The organism is Mesorhizobium sp. WSM4850 (assembly GCF_055811735.1).
In genome coordinates, this window is the sequence record NZ_JBVVPV010000050.1 from 12976 (window position 1) to 30129 (window position 17154).

Annotated in this window: 15 protein-coding genes; 3 read left to right on the top strand and 12 right to left on the bottom strand. The window is 62.5% G+C overall.

The annotated features are described in order from the left end of the window. Positions 1-597: 597 nt before the first annotated feature. From AC0L2Z_RS30060 to AC0L2Z_RS30095, 8 genes are all read right to left on the bottom strand, one after another. Positions 598-1644, bottom strand: coding sequence for a glutathione synthetase (locus tag AC0L2Z_RS30060; RefSeq protein ID WP_473630052.1), 1047 nt, complete (start codon positions 1642-1644; stop codon positions 598-600). Positions 1645-1658: 14 nt separating this feature from the next. After that, positions 1659-3527 carry a flavohemoglobin expression-modulating QEGLA motif protein gene (locus AC0L2Z_RS30065; RefSeq protein WP_473630053.1) on the bottom strand — a complete coding sequence of 623 codons (1869 nt, stop codon included), beginning with the start codon at positions 3525-3527 and terminating at the stop codon, positions 1659-1661. After that, positions 3524-4351, bottom strand: coding sequence for an N-formylglutamate amidohydrolase (locus AC0L2Z_RS30070; RefSeq protein WP_473630054.1), 828 nt, complete (start codon positions 4349-4351; stop codon positions 3524-3526). The genes AC0L2Z_RS30065 and AC0L2Z_RS30070 overlap by 4 nt, the downstream gene beginning before the upstream one ends. 123 nt (positions 4352-4474) lie before the next feature. Further along, on the bottom strand, positions 4475-4876 hold the full coding sequence (locus tag AC0L2Z_RS30075; protein WP_027155694.1) for a GFA family protein: 402 nt from the start codon (positions 4874-4876) through the stop codon (positions 4475-4477). Positions 4877-4898: 22 nt separating this feature from the next. Then, positions 4899-5957: a Gfo/Idh/MocA family protein gene (locus AC0L2Z_RS30080; protein WP_473630055.1), complete on the bottom strand. Its 1059-nt coding sequence runs from the start codon at positions 5955-5957 to the stop codon at positions 4899-4901. A 78-nt stretch (positions 5958-6035) separates the two neighbouring features. Continuing rightward, complete coding sequence (locus tag AC0L2Z_RS30085; RefSeq protein WP_128173095.1) at positions 6036-6821, bottom strand: ThuA domain-containing protein; 786 nt, start codon at positions 6819-6821, stop codon at positions 6036-6038. 45 nt (positions 6822-6866) lie between these two features. Continuing rightward, complete coding sequence (locus AC0L2Z_RS30090) at positions 6867-8567, bottom strand: tlde1 domain-containing protein (RefSeq protein ID WP_473630056.1); 1701 nt, start codon at positions 8565-8567, stop codon at positions 6867-6869. A 348-nt stretch (positions 8568-8915) separates the two neighbouring features. Further along, positions 8916-10355: an FAD-binding oxidoreductase gene (locus AC0L2Z_RS30095; protein ID WP_473630057.1), complete on the bottom strand. Its 1440-nt coding sequence runs from the start codon at positions 10353-10355 to the stop codon at positions 8916-8918. Between the two features lie 266 nt (positions 10356-10621). Between AC0L2Z_RS30095 and AC0L2Z_RS30100 the strand changes: the two genes are divergently transcribed. After that, positions 10622-10885 (top strand): hypothetical protein, encoded by a 264-nt coding sequence (locus AC0L2Z_RS30100; RefSeq protein WP_128173097.1) that lies wholly within the window; start codon positions 10622-10624, stop codon positions 10883-10885. Positions 10886-11228: 343 nt separating this feature from the next. Continuing rightward, positions 11229-11522 carry a hypothetical protein gene (locus AC0L2Z_RS30105; protein WP_023797860.1) on the top strand — a complete coding sequence of 98 codons (294 nt, stop codon included), beginning with the start codon at positions 11229-11231 and terminating at the stop codon, positions 11520-11522. 46 nt (positions 11523-11568) lie between these two features. On the opposite strand, the gene AC0L2Z_RS30110 is transcribed toward AC0L2Z_RS30105, so the two are convergent. From AC0L2Z_RS30110 to AC0L2Z_RS30120, 3 genes are read right to left on the bottom strand one after another with little or no spacing between them, the layout of a single operon-like run. Then, positions 11569-12792, bottom strand: coding sequence for an NAD(P)/FAD-dependent oxidoreductase (locus AC0L2Z_RS30110; RefSeq protein WP_473630058.1), 1224 nt, complete (start codon positions 12790-12792; stop codon positions 11569-11571). Beyond that, positions 12789-13502 carry a methyltransferase domain-containing protein gene (locus tag AC0L2Z_RS30115; protein WP_473522806.1) on the bottom strand — a complete coding sequence of 238 codons (714 nt, stop codon included), beginning with the start codon at positions 13500-13502 and terminating at the stop codon, positions 12789-12791. The genes AC0L2Z_RS30110 and AC0L2Z_RS30115 overlap by 4 nt, the downstream gene beginning before the upstream one ends. After that, positions 13499-14566, bottom strand: a complete 1068-nt coding sequence (locus tag AC0L2Z_RS30120; protein WP_287171122.1) for a type III polyketide synthase — start codon at positions 14564-14566, stop codon at positions 13499-13501. Before AC0L2Z_RS30120 ends, AC0L2Z_RS30115 begins: the two co-directional genes overlap by 4 nt. A gap of 882 nt (positions 14567-15448) precedes the next feature. Here AC0L2Z_RS30120 and AC0L2Z_RS30125 point away from each other — a divergent pair. Continuing rightward, positions 15449-16117, top strand: a complete 669-nt coding sequence (locus AC0L2Z_RS30125; protein ID WP_287342162.1) for a phytochelatin synthase family protein — start codon at positions 15449-15451, stop codon at positions 16115-16117. Positions 16118-16148: 31 nt separating this feature from the next. On the opposite strand, the gene doeB is transcribed toward AC0L2Z_RS30125, so the two are convergent. After that, positions 16149-17150, bottom strand: coding sequence for a N(2)-acetyl-L-2,4-diaminobutanoate deacetylase DoeB (gene doeB, locus AC0L2Z_RS30130; protein ID WP_287171126.1), 1002 nt, complete (start codon positions 17148-17150; stop codon positions 16149-16151). Positions 17151-17154: the final 4 nt, after the last annotated feature.

Genomic DNA, 17154 nt, shown 5'->3' on the forward strand with positions numbered 1-17154 from the left:
TGTGAAGAGGATTGCGCAATCGGCAGCGTCGCGCGGCTTCGACTGCCTTCTGCGGCATTGCTTTGTCACCGACCAGACCGTCCCAGTAGGCATGCAGCGAGACCGGTTGCAGTGCCAAACGGTGCTCCGTCAAATCCTGCCACGGCCGACCCGGCACTAGCTCGGGCTGCGAGCCGGGGCCACGCTTACGGGTTTCAGGGCGTCAATGCGCGGTCCGAAGGCAGAATGTGTCAGGAACCGGACCTTTCTGACGGCGTCCGCAAAGGTCACGAAATGGCGCAACGTCGACCTACAGCGTGTTGCCCATGATGTCCGCTTTCGGGAAGCGGCAAAACTCATCTGTACGGCCGAGATGGGGCGCAAAGCTGCCGTCCACGTCGCGGCAGATGTCAGTCGTCTTCGGGTCAGAACTTGCCGTAGAAGTTCTCCGAACGAAGGGCAGACAAGGATTGAACTCGGTCGTTCAGAGTGATTGGATTCTGCCCTAATCTGGAAAGAGCCGGCCAGCGTCTTCAGCCGAATGTCGCCAGAGGCTCAGTGCGAACCTCAACCCACTTGCCGTCCTAGTTGGCCTGCTAGCCGGCCTGCCTGCATCCCTCAGAGCGTCGCCAGCCGCGAATTTGTCATGGCCGTTCCATAGGCTTGCCGCAGCGTCCGCTTCTCCTCCAGCGCAATGATGACGCTTGTGGCAAAATCCGTCTTGTACATGACGGCGAGCCGTGTCAGCCCGCCTGGCGTGAAGACGTTGATCTCCAGAAGCTTGTCCCCGACGATGTCGAGCCCAACCAGAAACATGCCGTCATTGATCAATTTGGGGCGCACCATCTCGGCAATGCCCAACATCGTGCCTGTTACCTTGACTTTGCGGGCTGTTCCGGCGGCATGGATATTGGACCGGACGTCGCCCTTGGCTGGAAGGCGGCGAAAGGCTGCGTAATTGCCGTCGCGCACCAGCGGCAGACCGTTCATCAGGAAAAGACGCACGTCACCAGCCTTGGCCTCCGGAATGTAGACCTGCGCGATGAGATAGCCGTCACCGCTGGCCGCTTCGAAAATCTGGTTGAGGTTGGAATCGGTGGGCGTTGCAATATGGAAGACGTTCTTGCCACCCGATCCTTGGAGTGGCTTGACGATGCAGCCCTTCGAGCGTTTGTCGATAAATGCGCGGATCTCGGTAATGCTGCGCGATATCAGGGTAGCCGGCCTGACCGCCTCGGGAAAAGACTGAAGGTAGAGCTTGCTCTGCGCCTGTCCCAGGCCATCCGGATCGTTGACGACAATCGCGCCGCGAGCCGCCGCGAGCCGCCCGAACATAACGCCTGCGTTGGCGGCCCATGGCCGATCGGTGGCGTCCAGCGATGGATCGTTGCGCAGAAACACAATGTCGATATCGCTTATCGCCAAAGTCTTTTTCTGCTTCGCTGCATCCTTCAGAGCAGCATGCAGTCTGTCGGACGTCTTGTAGGAAACATCCGGCAGAACCGCTACGCTGACAGCCAGACCGTCATCCGGACGCAGTATGAAGTCGCCTGGTTCAACATAGACAACGGAATGGCCGCGCTGGACGGCGGCCAGCGCCAACGCTGTCGTCGTGTAGGCGGGCGTCTCGCTCTCAATGGAATTGACAAAGAACGCAATGCGCATCGAGGAGACTCCGCTCAAGTTTCAACCATATCGATCGGACCGATTCCCGCCATCGCTTTCTTGAGACGCGGACGCGCCGCGTCGGAAGAGAGGAACGCGGGCTCGAGGCGCGGCGCCCGCAGCAAGCCGCGCGCGTTGAGTTCCTGGATCGCTCCGAAATGCGCGGCGGAGATCTTGCCGATCCAGAACGGCGTGAGGCTGCCGCCGTCCTTCAGATGATCGAGGATCTGCACCATGCCCCGCAGATAGATGGCGTCCTTTGCAAGGCCCCCGCCTCGATAGACACGCAGAACGACGTTGAAGGCCCCGCGATCGTCGAGACCGAAATCCCTGTGGAGGATGCGGAAGGTCTCCTCGAATGTTGCTCCGTCGAGCATCGCCTGACAGGCAATAACCCTGGCCGCGATCAACCTCAACCGCGCTGCGGTCATGCCGCCGACCAGATATTCCGCCAGCACGGCCAGTCCCTCCTGCATGCCCTCATAGCCGGCGAGCCCGTTGCGGAAAATGGCGAGCCCCTGCGCATCGCCGTTGAAATAGGTCAGCAGATGGACACCGATCTCGTGACTGAGCAGCGCAGTCAGACGCTCCGGTGGAAGGTTGGTATCGCGTGAAACCAGCAGCCGGTTTCGAGAGACGAGGAGGCCGGCCGGCAGGTCGCCGCGGATCTCCACGGAGGCATCGAATTCGGGATAGGCTGCCCGGTAGCCGGCGATCATGTCTCGCGCGGCCGCGGCGACAGCGTCGGCGCCCAGGCCCTTCTGCCGGGTGGCCGACGCAACGCTAGGCGCCTTTTCGAGAATGGCGCGTGCTCGCGCCGCCAGGCTCGGCTCGACGCTACCATAGAGAGCTCGTCCGAGTTCGACGAAGCGGGGCGTTTCGCGCGCCGCGAGCATCGACAGCTGGAGATCGAGCTCCTGCTGCTTTTGCGAGAGCAGCGTGGTCAGCAGCGGATCTTCCAGATGATCGAGCGAGACCGAATAGAGCTTCCGTTTCTGGCCGGCGACCTCGAACTCGAGCGGCCTGTAGAGCAGCACGGGCACACGCTCGAAGGCGCCTGCATGGAATTCCAGCCAGGCTGGTTCGGCATTGATCGGTGTGACGGCAAGCAGAAAATCGAATGTCGACGCGACGTTGTCGATCGCCCGATCAGCGCGCACCACTGCGTCGATATAGGCGCGCCGCCCCAGCGAACGATGGGTTGCCGGCTGTTCCAGCCTTGATGCCTTCAGGAAGGCGCTGACGGCCTGAAGCGCGGAATCGACCATGTTGGCGACGACAAGGTCGTGGAGTTCGGGGTAGACGCGCTTGGTGCCAGGCACCCGGTAAATCGGTGCGAAGCGTACCGTCAAGCACGCCGCATCACCGAGATCATCCAGAAGCCGTGCTTCGGCGCGTGTCGTGGGGTTGAGTTCGTCGACGCGGGGCGTGCGGTATTTTGCTTCGCGTGCGGACGCAGCGGTGGCGAAGCGCTTCAGTGCCGCCTTCTCCGCCGCCGTGTCGCCGCAGGCCAGCGCAATCTCGAAGGGCGGCAGGAACGGAACATCCTCGGTCAGGAACCGGTCTTCGGCCAACTCGCCGATGTCCAGCATGAGGAAGGCGCCGCAGTGATCGCGCAGCCTTCGCACCACCAGCCGCGCGGCCTCGCGGGCGAGGCCGATGTCGGCCGCGATCAGATAGGACGCGTTGGCGGAGACGGCATGGAATGCCGCATCCTGATGCGACCCAACATGGACACACAGAAAGGGCAGCGGCCGATCCATGTGCAAACGGTTGCCATTGCCGAAATCGCGGCGGATTGGCCTGCCGTCCCGCAAAAGCGCGTCCAGGTCCGATTCGATTTGCGCCAATGGAGGCGCGGGCTCAACGAGCTTGGGCTTCATCGCATGGCCCGCAGCGCCGATTCCAGGACGGGCACCGTAGACGCCAGCATGGCGCGCAGCCGCTCGATTGTTCCCCAGTCGGGTTCGCCACTCCATTCGTCCATGAAAATCTTCTTGAACTCGACGGCGATGGCACACCCGGTTTCCGGAAAATTGGCATGGACGAAACGGGTCTGTTCGCCCTTGCCCTGGAAGGACACATTCTCGCGCACATCGATCGGCTCGCCGTTGAGACGCTGGCCGCGAAGCGTCTCGATGAAAGCGTCGACGACCGGTGCCCAGCGCTCGCGGTCCATGGAAGACGTACCGATGTTGATGTCGGGCGCGACGTCACGGGACGTAGGCATAGCCTCCCGTCCGTCGCGCCGGTGATTATAACTATGGACGTCGATGAGAACGAACCTGCCATGGCGCTTCTCGATACCGGCAAGGACACGGTTCAGCTCACTGTAGAAGGCGTCGTGAAAGGAGAGAGACTCCGTAACGGTGTCCTCGTCCGGCTGCTCTCGCCAGACTTTCAGGCCCCAGGACTGGTCCGGCGACCGGTAGACCGCAGCGTCTCGCGCACGGTTCAGATCCACTTGGAAGCGTGACCGATGAACGATGATCTGGGTAGGAAAATCGGCGATGAAACGCTCGGTGAACGGGTCCTCTTCTCTACGCCGGTCGGGATCGGAGAGACACATGAGCGATCGACAAGCCCTGCCAACGTCGGTGCCGCTGTGGATAGCTGTACCGACTATAGGCGACTCTCCGAGCTTGATCGTCCAGCCTGCCGGTGATCCACCCGGATCATTGCCGCCCGGATCATTGTTGGAAGTCATCGTGTTCACAGTCCATCGAATGCGTGGAGAGTGTGGACGGTTCCAATTCATCGAACAAGCGATCGTTGGCTCGCCCTGGATCAGCAGGCTGAACCGTCCAAAAACGTCAGCCGAACGACGGCTTCAGCCGAACGTCGCCAGAGGCTCAGTGCGGACCTCGACCCACTCGCAGCGCCGGCTGTCGTGATAGAACGACAGGAAGGGCGGCGGGAACGATGGGTCGGCGAAAGCCCCCACCGGAATGGCGATCAGACCGGGCTGGACATCGATCCGGTAATGGACAGTGGTGCCGCAATCCGGGCAGAAACTGTAGATGACACGGCCGCCTTCGTCGCCAACGCGCGTGAACTCCGCCGCTCGTCCCTGGATCGACACATCATTCTCCGCAAACCGCGCATTGAAGCTGAACGCGCTGCCGGTGCGCCGCTTGCAGGCCAGGCAATGGCAGACAGAGACGCGTACAGGCTCGCCCGAACAGGTGGCTGACAGCTGACCGCAGGAACATTGGGCGCGGCGCGTGACCATGGCTGGCCCCTTTCAGCGAACATCAATGGGTTTCGGCATGGGCCCTCAGCTCTGCCCTCTTCTGATCCGACACTACGGCAAGGTCGAGAACCTTCTGCAATTCGGCCGCGTGGCGGAACGACGGCTCGGCCTGGACGCAGTTGCGCACAGCATCGACGAAACGCTGGTAGTTGGTCGGCACCGTTCCGGCATCGAGAACCTGCCATTTTGCGTTCTCGATGTCCTCGCCCATGCACGCTTTCAGTTCCGAGTCGGTCAGATTGTGCACGACCTCGATACCACCCTTGTCGCCATAGATGCGCAGCCGCAATTCGTTAAGATGGCCGGTTGCCCAGCGGCTGGCATGGACGACGCCGAAGGCGCCGTTGCTGAAATCCAGCGCCATGGTGAAGCTGTCATTGGCGTCGAGCTCGTACTCGCCGATCCGGTTGCCGGGCGCCTTGTCGAAGGACCTGAGGCGGCAGAACACATGGTCGATGTCGAGCGCCGCGCCATAGCTGGCGAAATCGAGTATGTGGATGCCGACATCGCCCAGCACGCCATTGGAGCCGTGGCCGCGTGACAGCCGCCACAGCCATTTCGGATCGGTGCGCCAGTCGCCCCAGAATTTGGAAACCAGCCAACTCTGCAGATAGGACGCTTCGACGTGCCTGACCGTGCCGATCTCGCCGGCAAGCACCATCGCGCGCGCCCGCTGCAGCGGGGCGACGTTGCGATAGGTCAGGTTGACCATGTTGATGATGCCGGCTTGCTCGGCGGCATCGGCCATTTCGCTGGCCCGCTGGTAATTTTCGGCCAGCGGTTTTTCGCACAGCACCGGCTTGCCCGCCGCGATCAGCATCATGGTCGTCGGATGGTGGATGCGGTCTGGCGTCACGTTCGCCACCGCGTCGAACTTGTCCCATGCGAGCGCGTCCTCCAGCCACGTGAACCGGTTGGGAATACCGTAGCTGTCCGAAAACTTGTCGACACGCGCACGGTCGAGATCGACGGCGCCGACCAGTTCGACGCCTTCGATCCTGCTGAACTGCCTGGCGTGTTCCTCCGCCATCCAGCCGGTGCCGAGTATCAGGAGACGCATGATTCTTATCCTTAGGATGAGGCCTTATCTTCTTGTTCGATCATGGATTTTTCAGAACCGAAGCTTCGCGATAGCGGTCTAGCGAAACCCGGCTTCGCCCGCGGCATGGAGCTTTCCGCCGCGCTCGACGATCGGCTCGAGCGCCCTTTCCACCGGCACGTTCGGCGCGTCGAGGATGGCTGGATGCGCGCCCTGCGGGTTGTGCGCCCATTTCACCGCATTGCGCAGCACCTTTTGGACATTCGCGTCGTGATAGGTCGGATAGGTCTCGTGGCCGGGCCTGAAATAGAAGATGTTGCCGGCGCCGCGGCGCCAGGTCAGCCCCGACCGGAACACTTCGCCGCCCTGGAACCAGGAGATGAAAACCGTTTCCAGCGGTTCCGGCACGGCGAACTGCTCGCCATACATCTCCTCGTTCTCAAGCTCGAAATACTCGCCGATCCCGGCAGCGATCGGGTGGTTGGGGCTCGTCACCCAGAGCCGCTCGCGCTCGCCGGCCTCGCGCCATTTCAGCGTGCAGGGCGTGCCCATCAGCTGCTTGAAGATCTTCGAGAAATGGCCGGAATGAAGCACGATCAGCCCCATGCCTTGCCAGACACGGCGCGCCACGCGCTCGACGACTTCATCGGCAACGGCGCCATGGTCCTTGTGTCCCCACCACACGAGGACATCGGTTTGCGCCAGACGATCGGCCGGCAGGCCATGCTCCGGTTGCTCAAGCGTCGCCCACGATACGGAAATTTCGGGGTCGAGCTTCAGCGCGTCGGCGATCGTTGCATGCATGCCCTCGGGGTAGATCCCCGCCACCACCTCATTGGTCCGCTCATGGATATTCTCGCCCCAAACGACAGCGCGTATCGTCATGACATTCCTCTTGATCGGTTGAAGCCGCCGCCCCGGTCAGGTCAGTCATAGTATCCTCGGCCGGGATTGAAAACGGTTTCGAGGCTGGCTGCTGACAATTGGCTGGAAGTCGGCGGGACAGCGCCCCTCTCTGTCCGGCAGGACAGAGGGGGCGCGAAGGAGCGCCACATCAGCGGCTTGCTTAGCCGCGCACGACGAGGCGTTTGATCTTGCCCTTCTTGAACGCGGCGAGGAAGCTGGCGTAGTCCTTGAAGACGACGCAGCCGCTCGATTCCCCGCGGCGGCCGCGCAGCAGGTAGGTATGCGCAAGAAAGCCTCGCGGCCATATTTGTTCTTGCCGTCGATAGGAGTGAGACGCAGCGCCTCCACCCCATGGAAGCGCGATTCACGCAGCCTCAGATCGTAGGTGTGGGGCGGCGTCGGGCCGGCATTCTTCCGGTTGGCGTAGCGCGCCTGGTCGGCCATCGAGCCCAGTCCCGAATGCGCCTCGAGCCGCGAGCCGTCCGGCATATAGACGGTTTTCGCCGAAATGTCGTAGACGGCGACGCCGCTGCCGGGCTTGGTGAACAGGTTGCCGAAGACCCCGCCGCCGCCCGCCGGGCTGTCGGGTTTGGCATAGGCCAGCATGTCTGCGGCCTTCGATCGCTTGCCCGGCTTGCCCGGGCTGCCCTGCATGTCCTCTTGCATGCTTGGTTTCGCCGCCGGTGACGAACTCCTCGGCGACAAGGCTGGCGCCCGGGGCATCTGCGGCGCGGCGGCGGTCTCCACCCTGTTGGCTTTGGATGGCTGAGACTGGGCTTTGGCGGCCTTCGATGCCTGGACCTTGGGCGCATTGGCCTTGGGTGCCCTAACCTCGGGTGCCTTGACCTCGGGCGCCTCGTCTGACTGATCGATTTCCGCCTGCGGACGCCAAGTCGGCAAGGGAACGCTGCCGGGCATTGCGTCCTGCGGCGGCAGCGACGCCATCTGCACCTCGCCCTCTTGCGTGGCAGCAGAATCGGCCGTCGTCGCCTGCGGCAGCACGTCGATCATCGCTTCCGGCAATGCATTCGCAAGCGCCAGCGCCAGCGCCAGCCGGGAGGATCGGTCGATTTCCGCAATCTCGGGCCCGAAGCGCACCGACGCGGGACCATGCTGATCGGCCAGGCGCACCGGCTCCGCAAAGCGCTGGCCCGTCGGCAGACTGACGACCGCAAACGGCGCGGCCCCGCCGGAGGCGCGGGCAAAGGCAGCAGCAATCTTTTGCGGCGATAGCGCCGCATTCGCCACCACCCTGTCGAAGCGCGATTGCGGTGAGATTTCGGCGACAAGCTGCACAGCATCCGGCCGCGCTAACGGCTTGAGACGCGCTACCTTGCCTTCATGCTCGAAGCTCGCGGCGGCCTGCGCGCAGCCGGCATTGCATCGGCCGAGCAGCGACGCCTGACGCTGCCGGCTTACCAGTGACGGCGCCCACGAACTGGCCCGTGGATTGACAAGTGTGTGTCGGGGATCGGCGAGCGCCATGGAGCGCGGCGCGAGCAGGTTTTGCGGAAGACTGTTGGAGGCGGCGGTGAGCGAAGTTCCCACCGAATGGAGGCCGGCCACGGTCGCAGCCGACCACAGCGCGATCGCAGCGCCAACAACGGGAATCGCGACCCAGCGCAGTCCGGGCCTCATCGAGGGCAATCCACTATCAGGATTGTCACCCCGGTTATTCAAACGCATCAACGCCATACAACCAAACCTCAATCGGCCTTGCGGCATGCGGGCTCGCAGCCGTCACAATCACAGTCGCCTGGTGCCCCCCGGCACGCTTCACGTCTGTTGCCGATTGAATCAAAAGATGGACAAACTTGGTTAACCAATCCCTCTACCGATCGCCGATTAGGCGAAGGTCTATGTCAAAAAAGGCTCCCTCCAAAACTATGAAAATAGCGGAAATGCCCTCCATGCCAGGCTTTGCTGCCCGTTTTTGCAGGCCGAGTCAACAAAACGAAAGGATTAGACCTTGCCTGGGCGGCGTCAGCTAAAGGCTGACACCTGCCAGCGCATGATCCGAAACGAGGCCCGCGTCCTCCGTTGGAGGCGCGGGCCTTGTCATACCTGCGCAGACTATGCGGCACGCTGCGCTTCCATCGGCCGCAAATTCTGGTTCATGCGGAACAGGTTCAGCGGATCATATCGCTGCTTGATTTCCAGCAGCCGCCGATAGTTGCCGCCATAGGCTGCTTCGACCCTGTCGACCTCGTCCCCGGGCATGAAGTTCACATAGGCCGTGCCCGCGGCATAGGGCTTGGCTGCTTCATAGAGACCCCGCGCCCAGTCGATGCAGGCCTGGTCCATTTCCGGTTCGCGCCAGCGGGCGTGGACATTCATGACGTAGTGCGCGCTGCGTTGCGGAAACGCCGTTGCATCCGCTGTCACCCGGCCCGCGGCACCGCCGACATGGCCAATGAATATCTCGCATTCGGGGCCGGGGAGCCTGGGTATCGCCGCCGTGACGACCTCCACCGCGCTGTCGGAAAGCTCGGTGAAGTCATGGCTCTTCCAATAGTTGCGGGCGCCAGGCGTCAGCAACGGATCGAATGCCTGCTGCCAGCCGGTGAACGGGTTGGGACCGACCACGTCTGCAATCGGTGTGCCGATGGCGCGAAGCCTCTGTGTCGCCTTCTCACCCCCCTGAAGGTCGCCGCAATAGCACATGGCCAGGACCAGCACCTCCTTGCCATGCCATTCGGCCGGCAGGAACGGCAGCGGCGGCGCCTGCCGCATGACCGCCCAGCAGGTCAGCTCATTGGGCGCTGCTTCGAGCGCCGCTCGGTATTCCCGCAACACGTTTTCGGCATCGGCGAAGGGATGAACGACAAGCCCCGACAGCACCTGCGGACCGACTTGGTGGAGCTTGAACTCGAAAGCCGTGACGACGCCGAAATTGCCGCCGCCACCGCGCAGCGCCCAGAACAGATCCGGATTCTCGGTCTGGCTGGCGCGCAGCAGTTTGCCCTCGGCGGTAACCACGTCAGCGCAGAGAAGATTGTCGATAGTCAGGCCGAACTTCCGCGTGATCCAGCCGAAGCCGCCGCCCAGCGTCAGGCCCGAAATGCCGGTCGTCGAGTTGATGCCGGTCGGCACCGCCAGTCCGAAGGCCTGTGTTTCCGCGTCGACGTCGGCGAGCGTCGCGCCAGGTTCCACCCATGCCCGCCGCGTCGCCGGATCGACCCGCACCGATTTCATCGGCGACAGATCGATCATCAGGCCGCCGTCGCAGACGGCGCTGCCGGCGATGTTGTGGCCACCGCCGCGAACGGCGACGAGCAGCCTGTTTTCCCTGGCAAAATTGACGGCGGCGACAACGTCGGCGGCACCGGCGCAGCGCACGATCAGCCCGGGCCGCCGGTCGATCATGGCGTTCCAGATGCTGCGTGCCTCGTCATAGGCGGCGTCGCCTTCCCTCAGCACGGTGCCGCGCAATTGCGCCGAAAGCGCCTCCAGGACCGCGGCATCGACTGTCGTCTTGCCGCGTTCAAGCGTGGTGAGGCTCATGCTATCCATGGCTTTCCTCCCGATGTTTTGAGCCGTTTTCCCTCCACCCGTTTCCAAGTCTGCCTTTATATTAGAAGTCGCGCAAGTTCATGATCGCTCTGGCCGGCATTGCGCAACCCGCATAACGGTCAGCTCTCTTTGAGCTAAAAGCCGCCGGCAGGCTAAGCCGAAATGAGTGCTGGATCGTTCTAGACGATCTCGTCGGTTCGATCGGAGGAACTACGCAGCGGTCCGCGGAGTTAGGCGTACAGCAACCAGTGCAGAGGAGAGCTCTGATGGCACCGCGCAGAAAACCCGACGATCCATCCGAAGGCCCGACCATCGAACAGCAGGATTGGGACGCGATCAAAGGCAGTAAAATTCTACCAGACAGCGTGCCGGGAAACGGCGACATCCGTTACGATCTCGACAAAGAGGCTGAACTGCCCGAGGAAGACGACGACAATCCGTACCAGGAGAGCGACGAGGCGCTGCCGGACGACGAAGAGGAACGCGCCCTCTCGCGCAACCCCTCGAGGCAGGATATCGACGAGCCGTGAACGGCAGCAGTTCAATACCGTGGCAGCCGCACGGTTTCGGCCAAATTCCGTGAAAGTTCCTCCAGCGACAGAAAGGCCCGGCGGGGAGGAAGCGCCGGGCCTTTGTCCGAATGCCGTGCGATCGGCTGTCACAGTCGCTAGAGTAGAACGACTGCGCTTCCAACCGTTGCCCGTGGTTGTTGTTCCACCGGAACCGAAAAACATGGCGCGGTTCGCCAGCATTGCTGCTTGGATCGCCTTCGGCCCGACCTTCGATCACGATTTCTGTCTGACGGAACAACTCCAAAAAACGCTCGTTGGATAATCATCGCAACCAGCGATGCAGCTCTAATGGAGACCGACCATGATGAAAAAAATCCTTTCCGCAACCGCACTCAGCATTGCCCTTGCCACTTCGGCGATGGCGCAATCAAACGGCACTGGATCCGGCACCAACGATCCGGGAGCGGCCACCGGGACAGGCACTGGCACCATGGCTCCCGGCACCGATAATGCAACTCCTGCCGATCCAAACGTAACCGGTTCAACCACCGACGGCGCCGACGGCATGAGTGATCGGTGCAAGGACGTAGTGGAGGCCGATAAGAACACTGCCAGTGGCACTGCAACTTCGGATAGAGAGGATTGCCCCGAGTAACGGAGCCAAGGCCCCCTGAGGCCGCAGTGGCGCGCCGCGCCACCTGTCAGACAAAGCCGGGAACCGGCTTTGTCTTTCCGCTCAGTTGCGCACCCCACGTCAGCGCCTGCGGTAAATTCCGAATAATTGCCGCCATCAATGGGGCGCTGCTTGGATTAACGGCAATCCCGGCAAGGGCGGCGGCGGCGTAGACCCGGGTTGAAAACAGACTTTTCCAGGCTGCCTCGCAGCGTCTGCCGGCGGCCTCGCGCCCTGCACGGCCGCTTGGCGCGCATGAGAGTTCGCAAGCCAGCAGCCAACCAGACTGAAGCGCCATCGAGATGCCCTCGGCGATGACGGGATGAGACTCTCCGGCTGCATTGCCGACGCGAAAGATGTCGCGTTCGTAGCAGGAGCGAATTCCCGGCCGGATCGGACCTGCGGCAAGCCACGGCCCGTCGGCGGCAGCTGACTCTAGTGCATCCGTCACTCCCCGACATGATTCCATCAGATGACGGGAGACCGCCTCGGCCGCCGACAAATGGCTCTGGTGTCTAGGGCCAGCTTGTTTGCGCAACTGCGCGAGCATATCGCGCCGAATGCAGCACGAGATCGACAGCCGGCCATGATCCGCCGAAACCATGCCGCCATAACCGCCAGGAAATACCAGCAGGGGCATCAAATCAGGCGCCAGGGACGACCCGGTAAAATGCGCCTTGAAGCCGAACAGGTCCGAAGGGCGGTTGGTCTTTCCGAGCTGGCTGGGCAGCGGTCCTGCCTCCCAGGAGCCGTGTGCGGCGACAATCACCGGCGCGCGCAGCATCGTCGTTTCGTTTCCGGTTTGAATTCGCACCAATTGCGCCTCGCCATCCGGGTCGATGGCGACGGCGCGGCAAGGCTGAAAGATTTCGACGCCCGCCGATTGCGCCGCCTGCAAAAGCAGACAGTCGAGAATGTCTCGGCCAAGCGCCCGGCCGAAACCATCTTTTTTCTCGCAGGACCCATCTTTCGCGGGAGGCATTGGCGCTTCGACACTCGCATCGCCGGAAAAGAAGCCGACGCGGCGGATTTCGGGGCCGGCGTTGGCACGCCAGGCATCGCCGATCTCCAGCTGGTCCAGAAGCGCAAGATTGCTTGCCGATATATATTCGCCGCAGACCTTGCGGCGCGGGAACACGCTCTTTTCCACAATAGCCACGGCCCATCCGCGCCGGGCCAGCGTCAGCGCGACGGACGTGCCCGCCGGGCCGGCGCCTATGATGATCGCGTCATGGGTCGACAATCGCGTCATAGGTCATGACCGGCGCTGGCGCCGACGAAAATGTGGGAAAAGAGGCCGGCGCGCCGTTCTTCGACCGGTTTGCCGTTTGCCGCGAGCCAGAGACCGGAAAGCTCGCTGCCGCGAAAGCCGGCACGCACGCTTTGAGCCGCGTCGTTTCGTGTGACGTCATTGGCGCCGATCGCCGGGAGAAGGCGGGTCGCGGCCAATGCCAGTTTGGTCCGCAACGGCTCTGTCGCCAACAGCAACGGGGCCTTCGGCGCCATCAGCGAAAACAGACGCACGAGCCCGGCATCGTCGAAATGATGCAGAAACAGATTGACGGTGATCGCGTCGAACCGCGTGCCCGCATTCTTTCTCGCCCAGTCGAAGACATCGGCGGTGACGCCTTCGACCATCCATCCCAGCCTGTCGAAATCGCCACGCAATTGCGCGGTGATGAGGTCGACGCGGTCGAGCATTACCAGTTCGACCCCAGGCCAATGCCCGGCCATGCGCCGCGCCACCGCCAGCATGAAGGAGCCATCGCCGGCGCCGATCTCCAGAATCCGGCGCGGCGGCCCTGGCACAAATTTCTGCAGCAGCGACGCCATGATCCTGGCCTGAAACATCAGCGCGTTGATGCGGCGGAGGTCGCGGCGCGCCGCAAGCGCTCGTGGATCGTCGGCCGCAAGCCCGTCGAGGATTTCCGGCGCAAGCTGGCGGTGCTCCAGGCTGCTCATGACGCCGTTCGGAAAAGCATGGTTTCGGCCGCCAGCCCGGGTCCGAACGACATGCCGCAGCCGAGCATGCCTGGTGGCGCCTTCAACATCTCTTTCATCACGAACATGACGGTCGCCGACGACATGTTTCCATATCGGCGCAACACCTCGCGCGATGGCTCCAGCGCGGTGGGCGCGAGTTCCAGGGCCCGTTCGACGGCGTCGAGCACCGAACGTCCCCCCGGGTGCACGGCCCAGAGGTCGATCGCCTCGGTCGGCCGACCACCGAGGATGGCGTCGTGATTGCTCCGCAACGCGTTATGGATTGCTGCCGGGACCTGGCCGGAAAGAACCATTTCGAAACCGTGGTCACTAATGCTCCAGCTCATCAGATCCCGCCGCTCGTCCGCCACGATGCCGTAGAAGCTTTCGAGCTCGATGCCGTGCGGCTCGGCGGTGACGAGCGCAGCCGCACAGCCATCGCCCCAGAGGCAGAACGACAGCAGCTTTTCCAGTTCGCTGGTTTCCCGCAGATGCATCGTGCAGAGTTCGATATTGACCAGCAGGACCCTGGCCTGCGGATCGGAGCGGACGATGTGGCGGGCAAGCTTGAGGCCGTTGATCGCCGCGTAGCAGCCCATGAAACCGATCATCGTGCGTTCGACCGTGTCCGGCAGGCCACATCGCGCAACCAGCTCCAGGTCGATGCCCGGCGCTGAAAAACCGGTGCAGGTGGTGACGATGAGATGGGTGATGCGGGAAGCGCCACCACCAAGCTCCAATCCGTCGACGGCTTTTTGCGCGAGAACAGGTGCGGCATGACAGAACATCGCCATTCTCTCGGCTGTTCCAGGAAAGGCACCCCGGATGAACCTCCCGGCCAGATCTGCTGATGGACCTTCGGGGTCGCCGGCAGGTGCAAAGCATGAATAGCGGTGCTCGATGCCGGCAACGTCAACCATGCGTTCGAAAATTCTTCGACGATCGGCCGCAAGCATGGAGGCGGCGAAACGCAGATAGAATTGATGAACCTCGTGCTCCGGCACTGCTGTCGCGATCCGGTTAATATACGCTTTGGCCGGCATATTCGGTCTCCACGGCGTCGCGCACGGTATTTTCTAAAACCACCGCCGGAGGTTGTTTGGTCATCGGCACCAGGTGTCGGGCAGCAGGCATTGAGTGTTGTTGATGAACGTTTCTGAGAACTGATTTCATCCCACCTGTGCTGTTGCCAGGCGATGCTGCGGTTCGCCGGCATGTAGGAACATAGGCTCCATAACCGAGGCGTCCACCGAAGTACCCTCGCTTCGGGCCGCGGCGCCATTGCTTCCGGCCCTCGGTAGGCGCGGTATTTTTCTGAGCGATGGAACATTAGCGCATACTAACGATTGTAGGGTGACAGCGAATATCTCCCGGATGTTGGCTGCTGGACCGGGATCCCGGTCGGCCCGCGCTCCTCCAGAGGCGCGGGCCTCCGGTCCAAAGAGTAATTGGCGGCTTAGGCTCAGTTTGGAACGAGAACGCCGTGAGGGCGTTCGCCATAATTATCGGGAGCCGCCACAGGCTCGCGGCAAAGATAAAGGAGAGCTGTCATGAACAATATCATCTGGCTGGTCGGGGCCGTCGTTATCGTAATTGCGATACTCAGCTTCCTTGGCCTTCGTTAGGTTCGCCTTTAGCGACGCCTACGCCGAGCAAGTCGTAATTTGGGTCGTCTCTGGGAGCCTGAGGTTTGCAGGCGCAGCAGCTATTGGCTAGCGAAACGACCCCGCTCTTTCACCGGCGAAGTTCCTTGCCTGATCCATACTCTCCCAGACGCAGCGCTCACGGCGATGAGCGGTGGCAGCCCGCTTGGCAAGCGGCCGGTTGCTGCCGGACCAGATCGCGACTGGCCGGGTGCGGGCGCCGATTGACGTTGCTGTGCCTTTTCTTCATTCTCCTGTTGCTGCCTGATACGAGATTCAGCAATGAAGCGCAGTCTCGCTTTCGGTGTGATTGTGATCGCCGTCCTCGGCCTGCTGGGCGGCGCCGCACTTTTGATTGCCGGCCAGTCCAGAGTTTCGCAAGATGCGATCCAGTCGTCGGTTACCCGCACCGCTGAATTGATCGACAGCGCCTGGAAGCTGCCCGTGGCTGCCACGTTCGATGCCGACGTCACATGGCAATCAAACGGATCAAGGTGCGGCCCGGCAAGTGTCGCAAACACATTCCGCTCCATCGGCGAGGAGGAGACAACCGAAGCCGAAGTCCTCGCTGGAACCGGAAAGTGCTGGACGGGCTTCTGCATCATCGGGCTCACGCTGGACGAGCTTGCCGAGGTCGCTCGAACGAACACCAAGCGGAAGGTCTCCGTGCTTCGGGATCTGAGCGCCGATGCATTTCGCGAGCACATGAAGCGCGCCAACGATCCCGGCCGCCGTTACATCGTCAACTTTACCCGTGAGAAGATTTTCGGCGCCGGCGTTGGCCATTTCTCCCCGGTCGGAGGATATCTGGAGGCCGAGGACATGGTCTTCGTCCTCGATGTAAACGAGGATTATAAGCCTTGGCTGGTCGAGCGTGAGCGCCTGTTCTCAGCCATGGACACAATCGATAGCGATGGCGACAAAAAGCGCGGCTTGCTGCTGATTGAGTAGCGAAGTCGCAAGCTTTTCGATTGCCTTGCCTTCAATCGACCAGCACAGCGACCACTGCGGTGCAGTCGCCCGCCTTGACCAATCCAGGGAAATGGCGGGCAGCCAAAAGACCCGACATCCTTGCCCTGATCTCCTGAGGTGCGGCACCGGTGCGGCCGATGGAGTGGATGCGCGCCAGGACCTGGCCCTTCTCGACAGGCTCGCCGAGATCGATCATCGTTTCGATCATCCCGTCGTCCTCGGCGAACGAGAAACAATCGCCCGACGGCATGTCGAGCCAGCGGGTCGGCTGCGTCTCGACCGCACCGGCGACAATGCCGGCATGGCGCAGCACATTGAGCACGCCGCGACGGGCGATCCGCACCGTTTCCGCGCGGGAGGTGCCACCGCCGCCAAGCTCCGTGGTGATGAACAGCTTCCCCATCTCCTCGGCGGCAGTGTCGAACATGCCGACCGCGTCGATTTCCAGCATCTTCATCGACCAGGGTGCCGAGAACGCCTCGACCACGGCGAAGCCCTTCGCCTCCAGCACTTTGTCGGGCCGGATATGGGCGGCGCAGAACGGCACGAAGTCGAGCGTCTTGCCGCCGGAGTGGAAGTCGAGCGCGATGTCTGCGCGGGGAAGCAACTCACGTTGAAAATAGTCCGCGATCTTCTCGGTCACCGTCCCGTCAGGCCGGCCGGGAAAGCTGCGGTTCAAATTGCCCTTGTCGATCGGCGAGGTGCGGGTGCCGGCGCGGAACGCCGGATAGTTCATTGCCGGCACGATGATGACCGTGCCGCTGACTTGCTTGGGATCGAGCGTGCGGGCGAGATCGTAGAGCGCCAGCGGCCCCTCATACTCGTCGCCATGGTTGCCGCCGGTGAGCAATGCGCTTGGCCCGCTGCCGTTGCGGATCACGCAGATCGGGATCATCACCGATCCCCAGGCTGAGTCGTCGCGGCTGTAGGGCAGGCGCAAGAAGCCGTGCTGCACGCCGTCGCGGTCGAAATCTACGCTCGGCGTGATTGGCGATGGGCGAAGGCTGGACATCGGG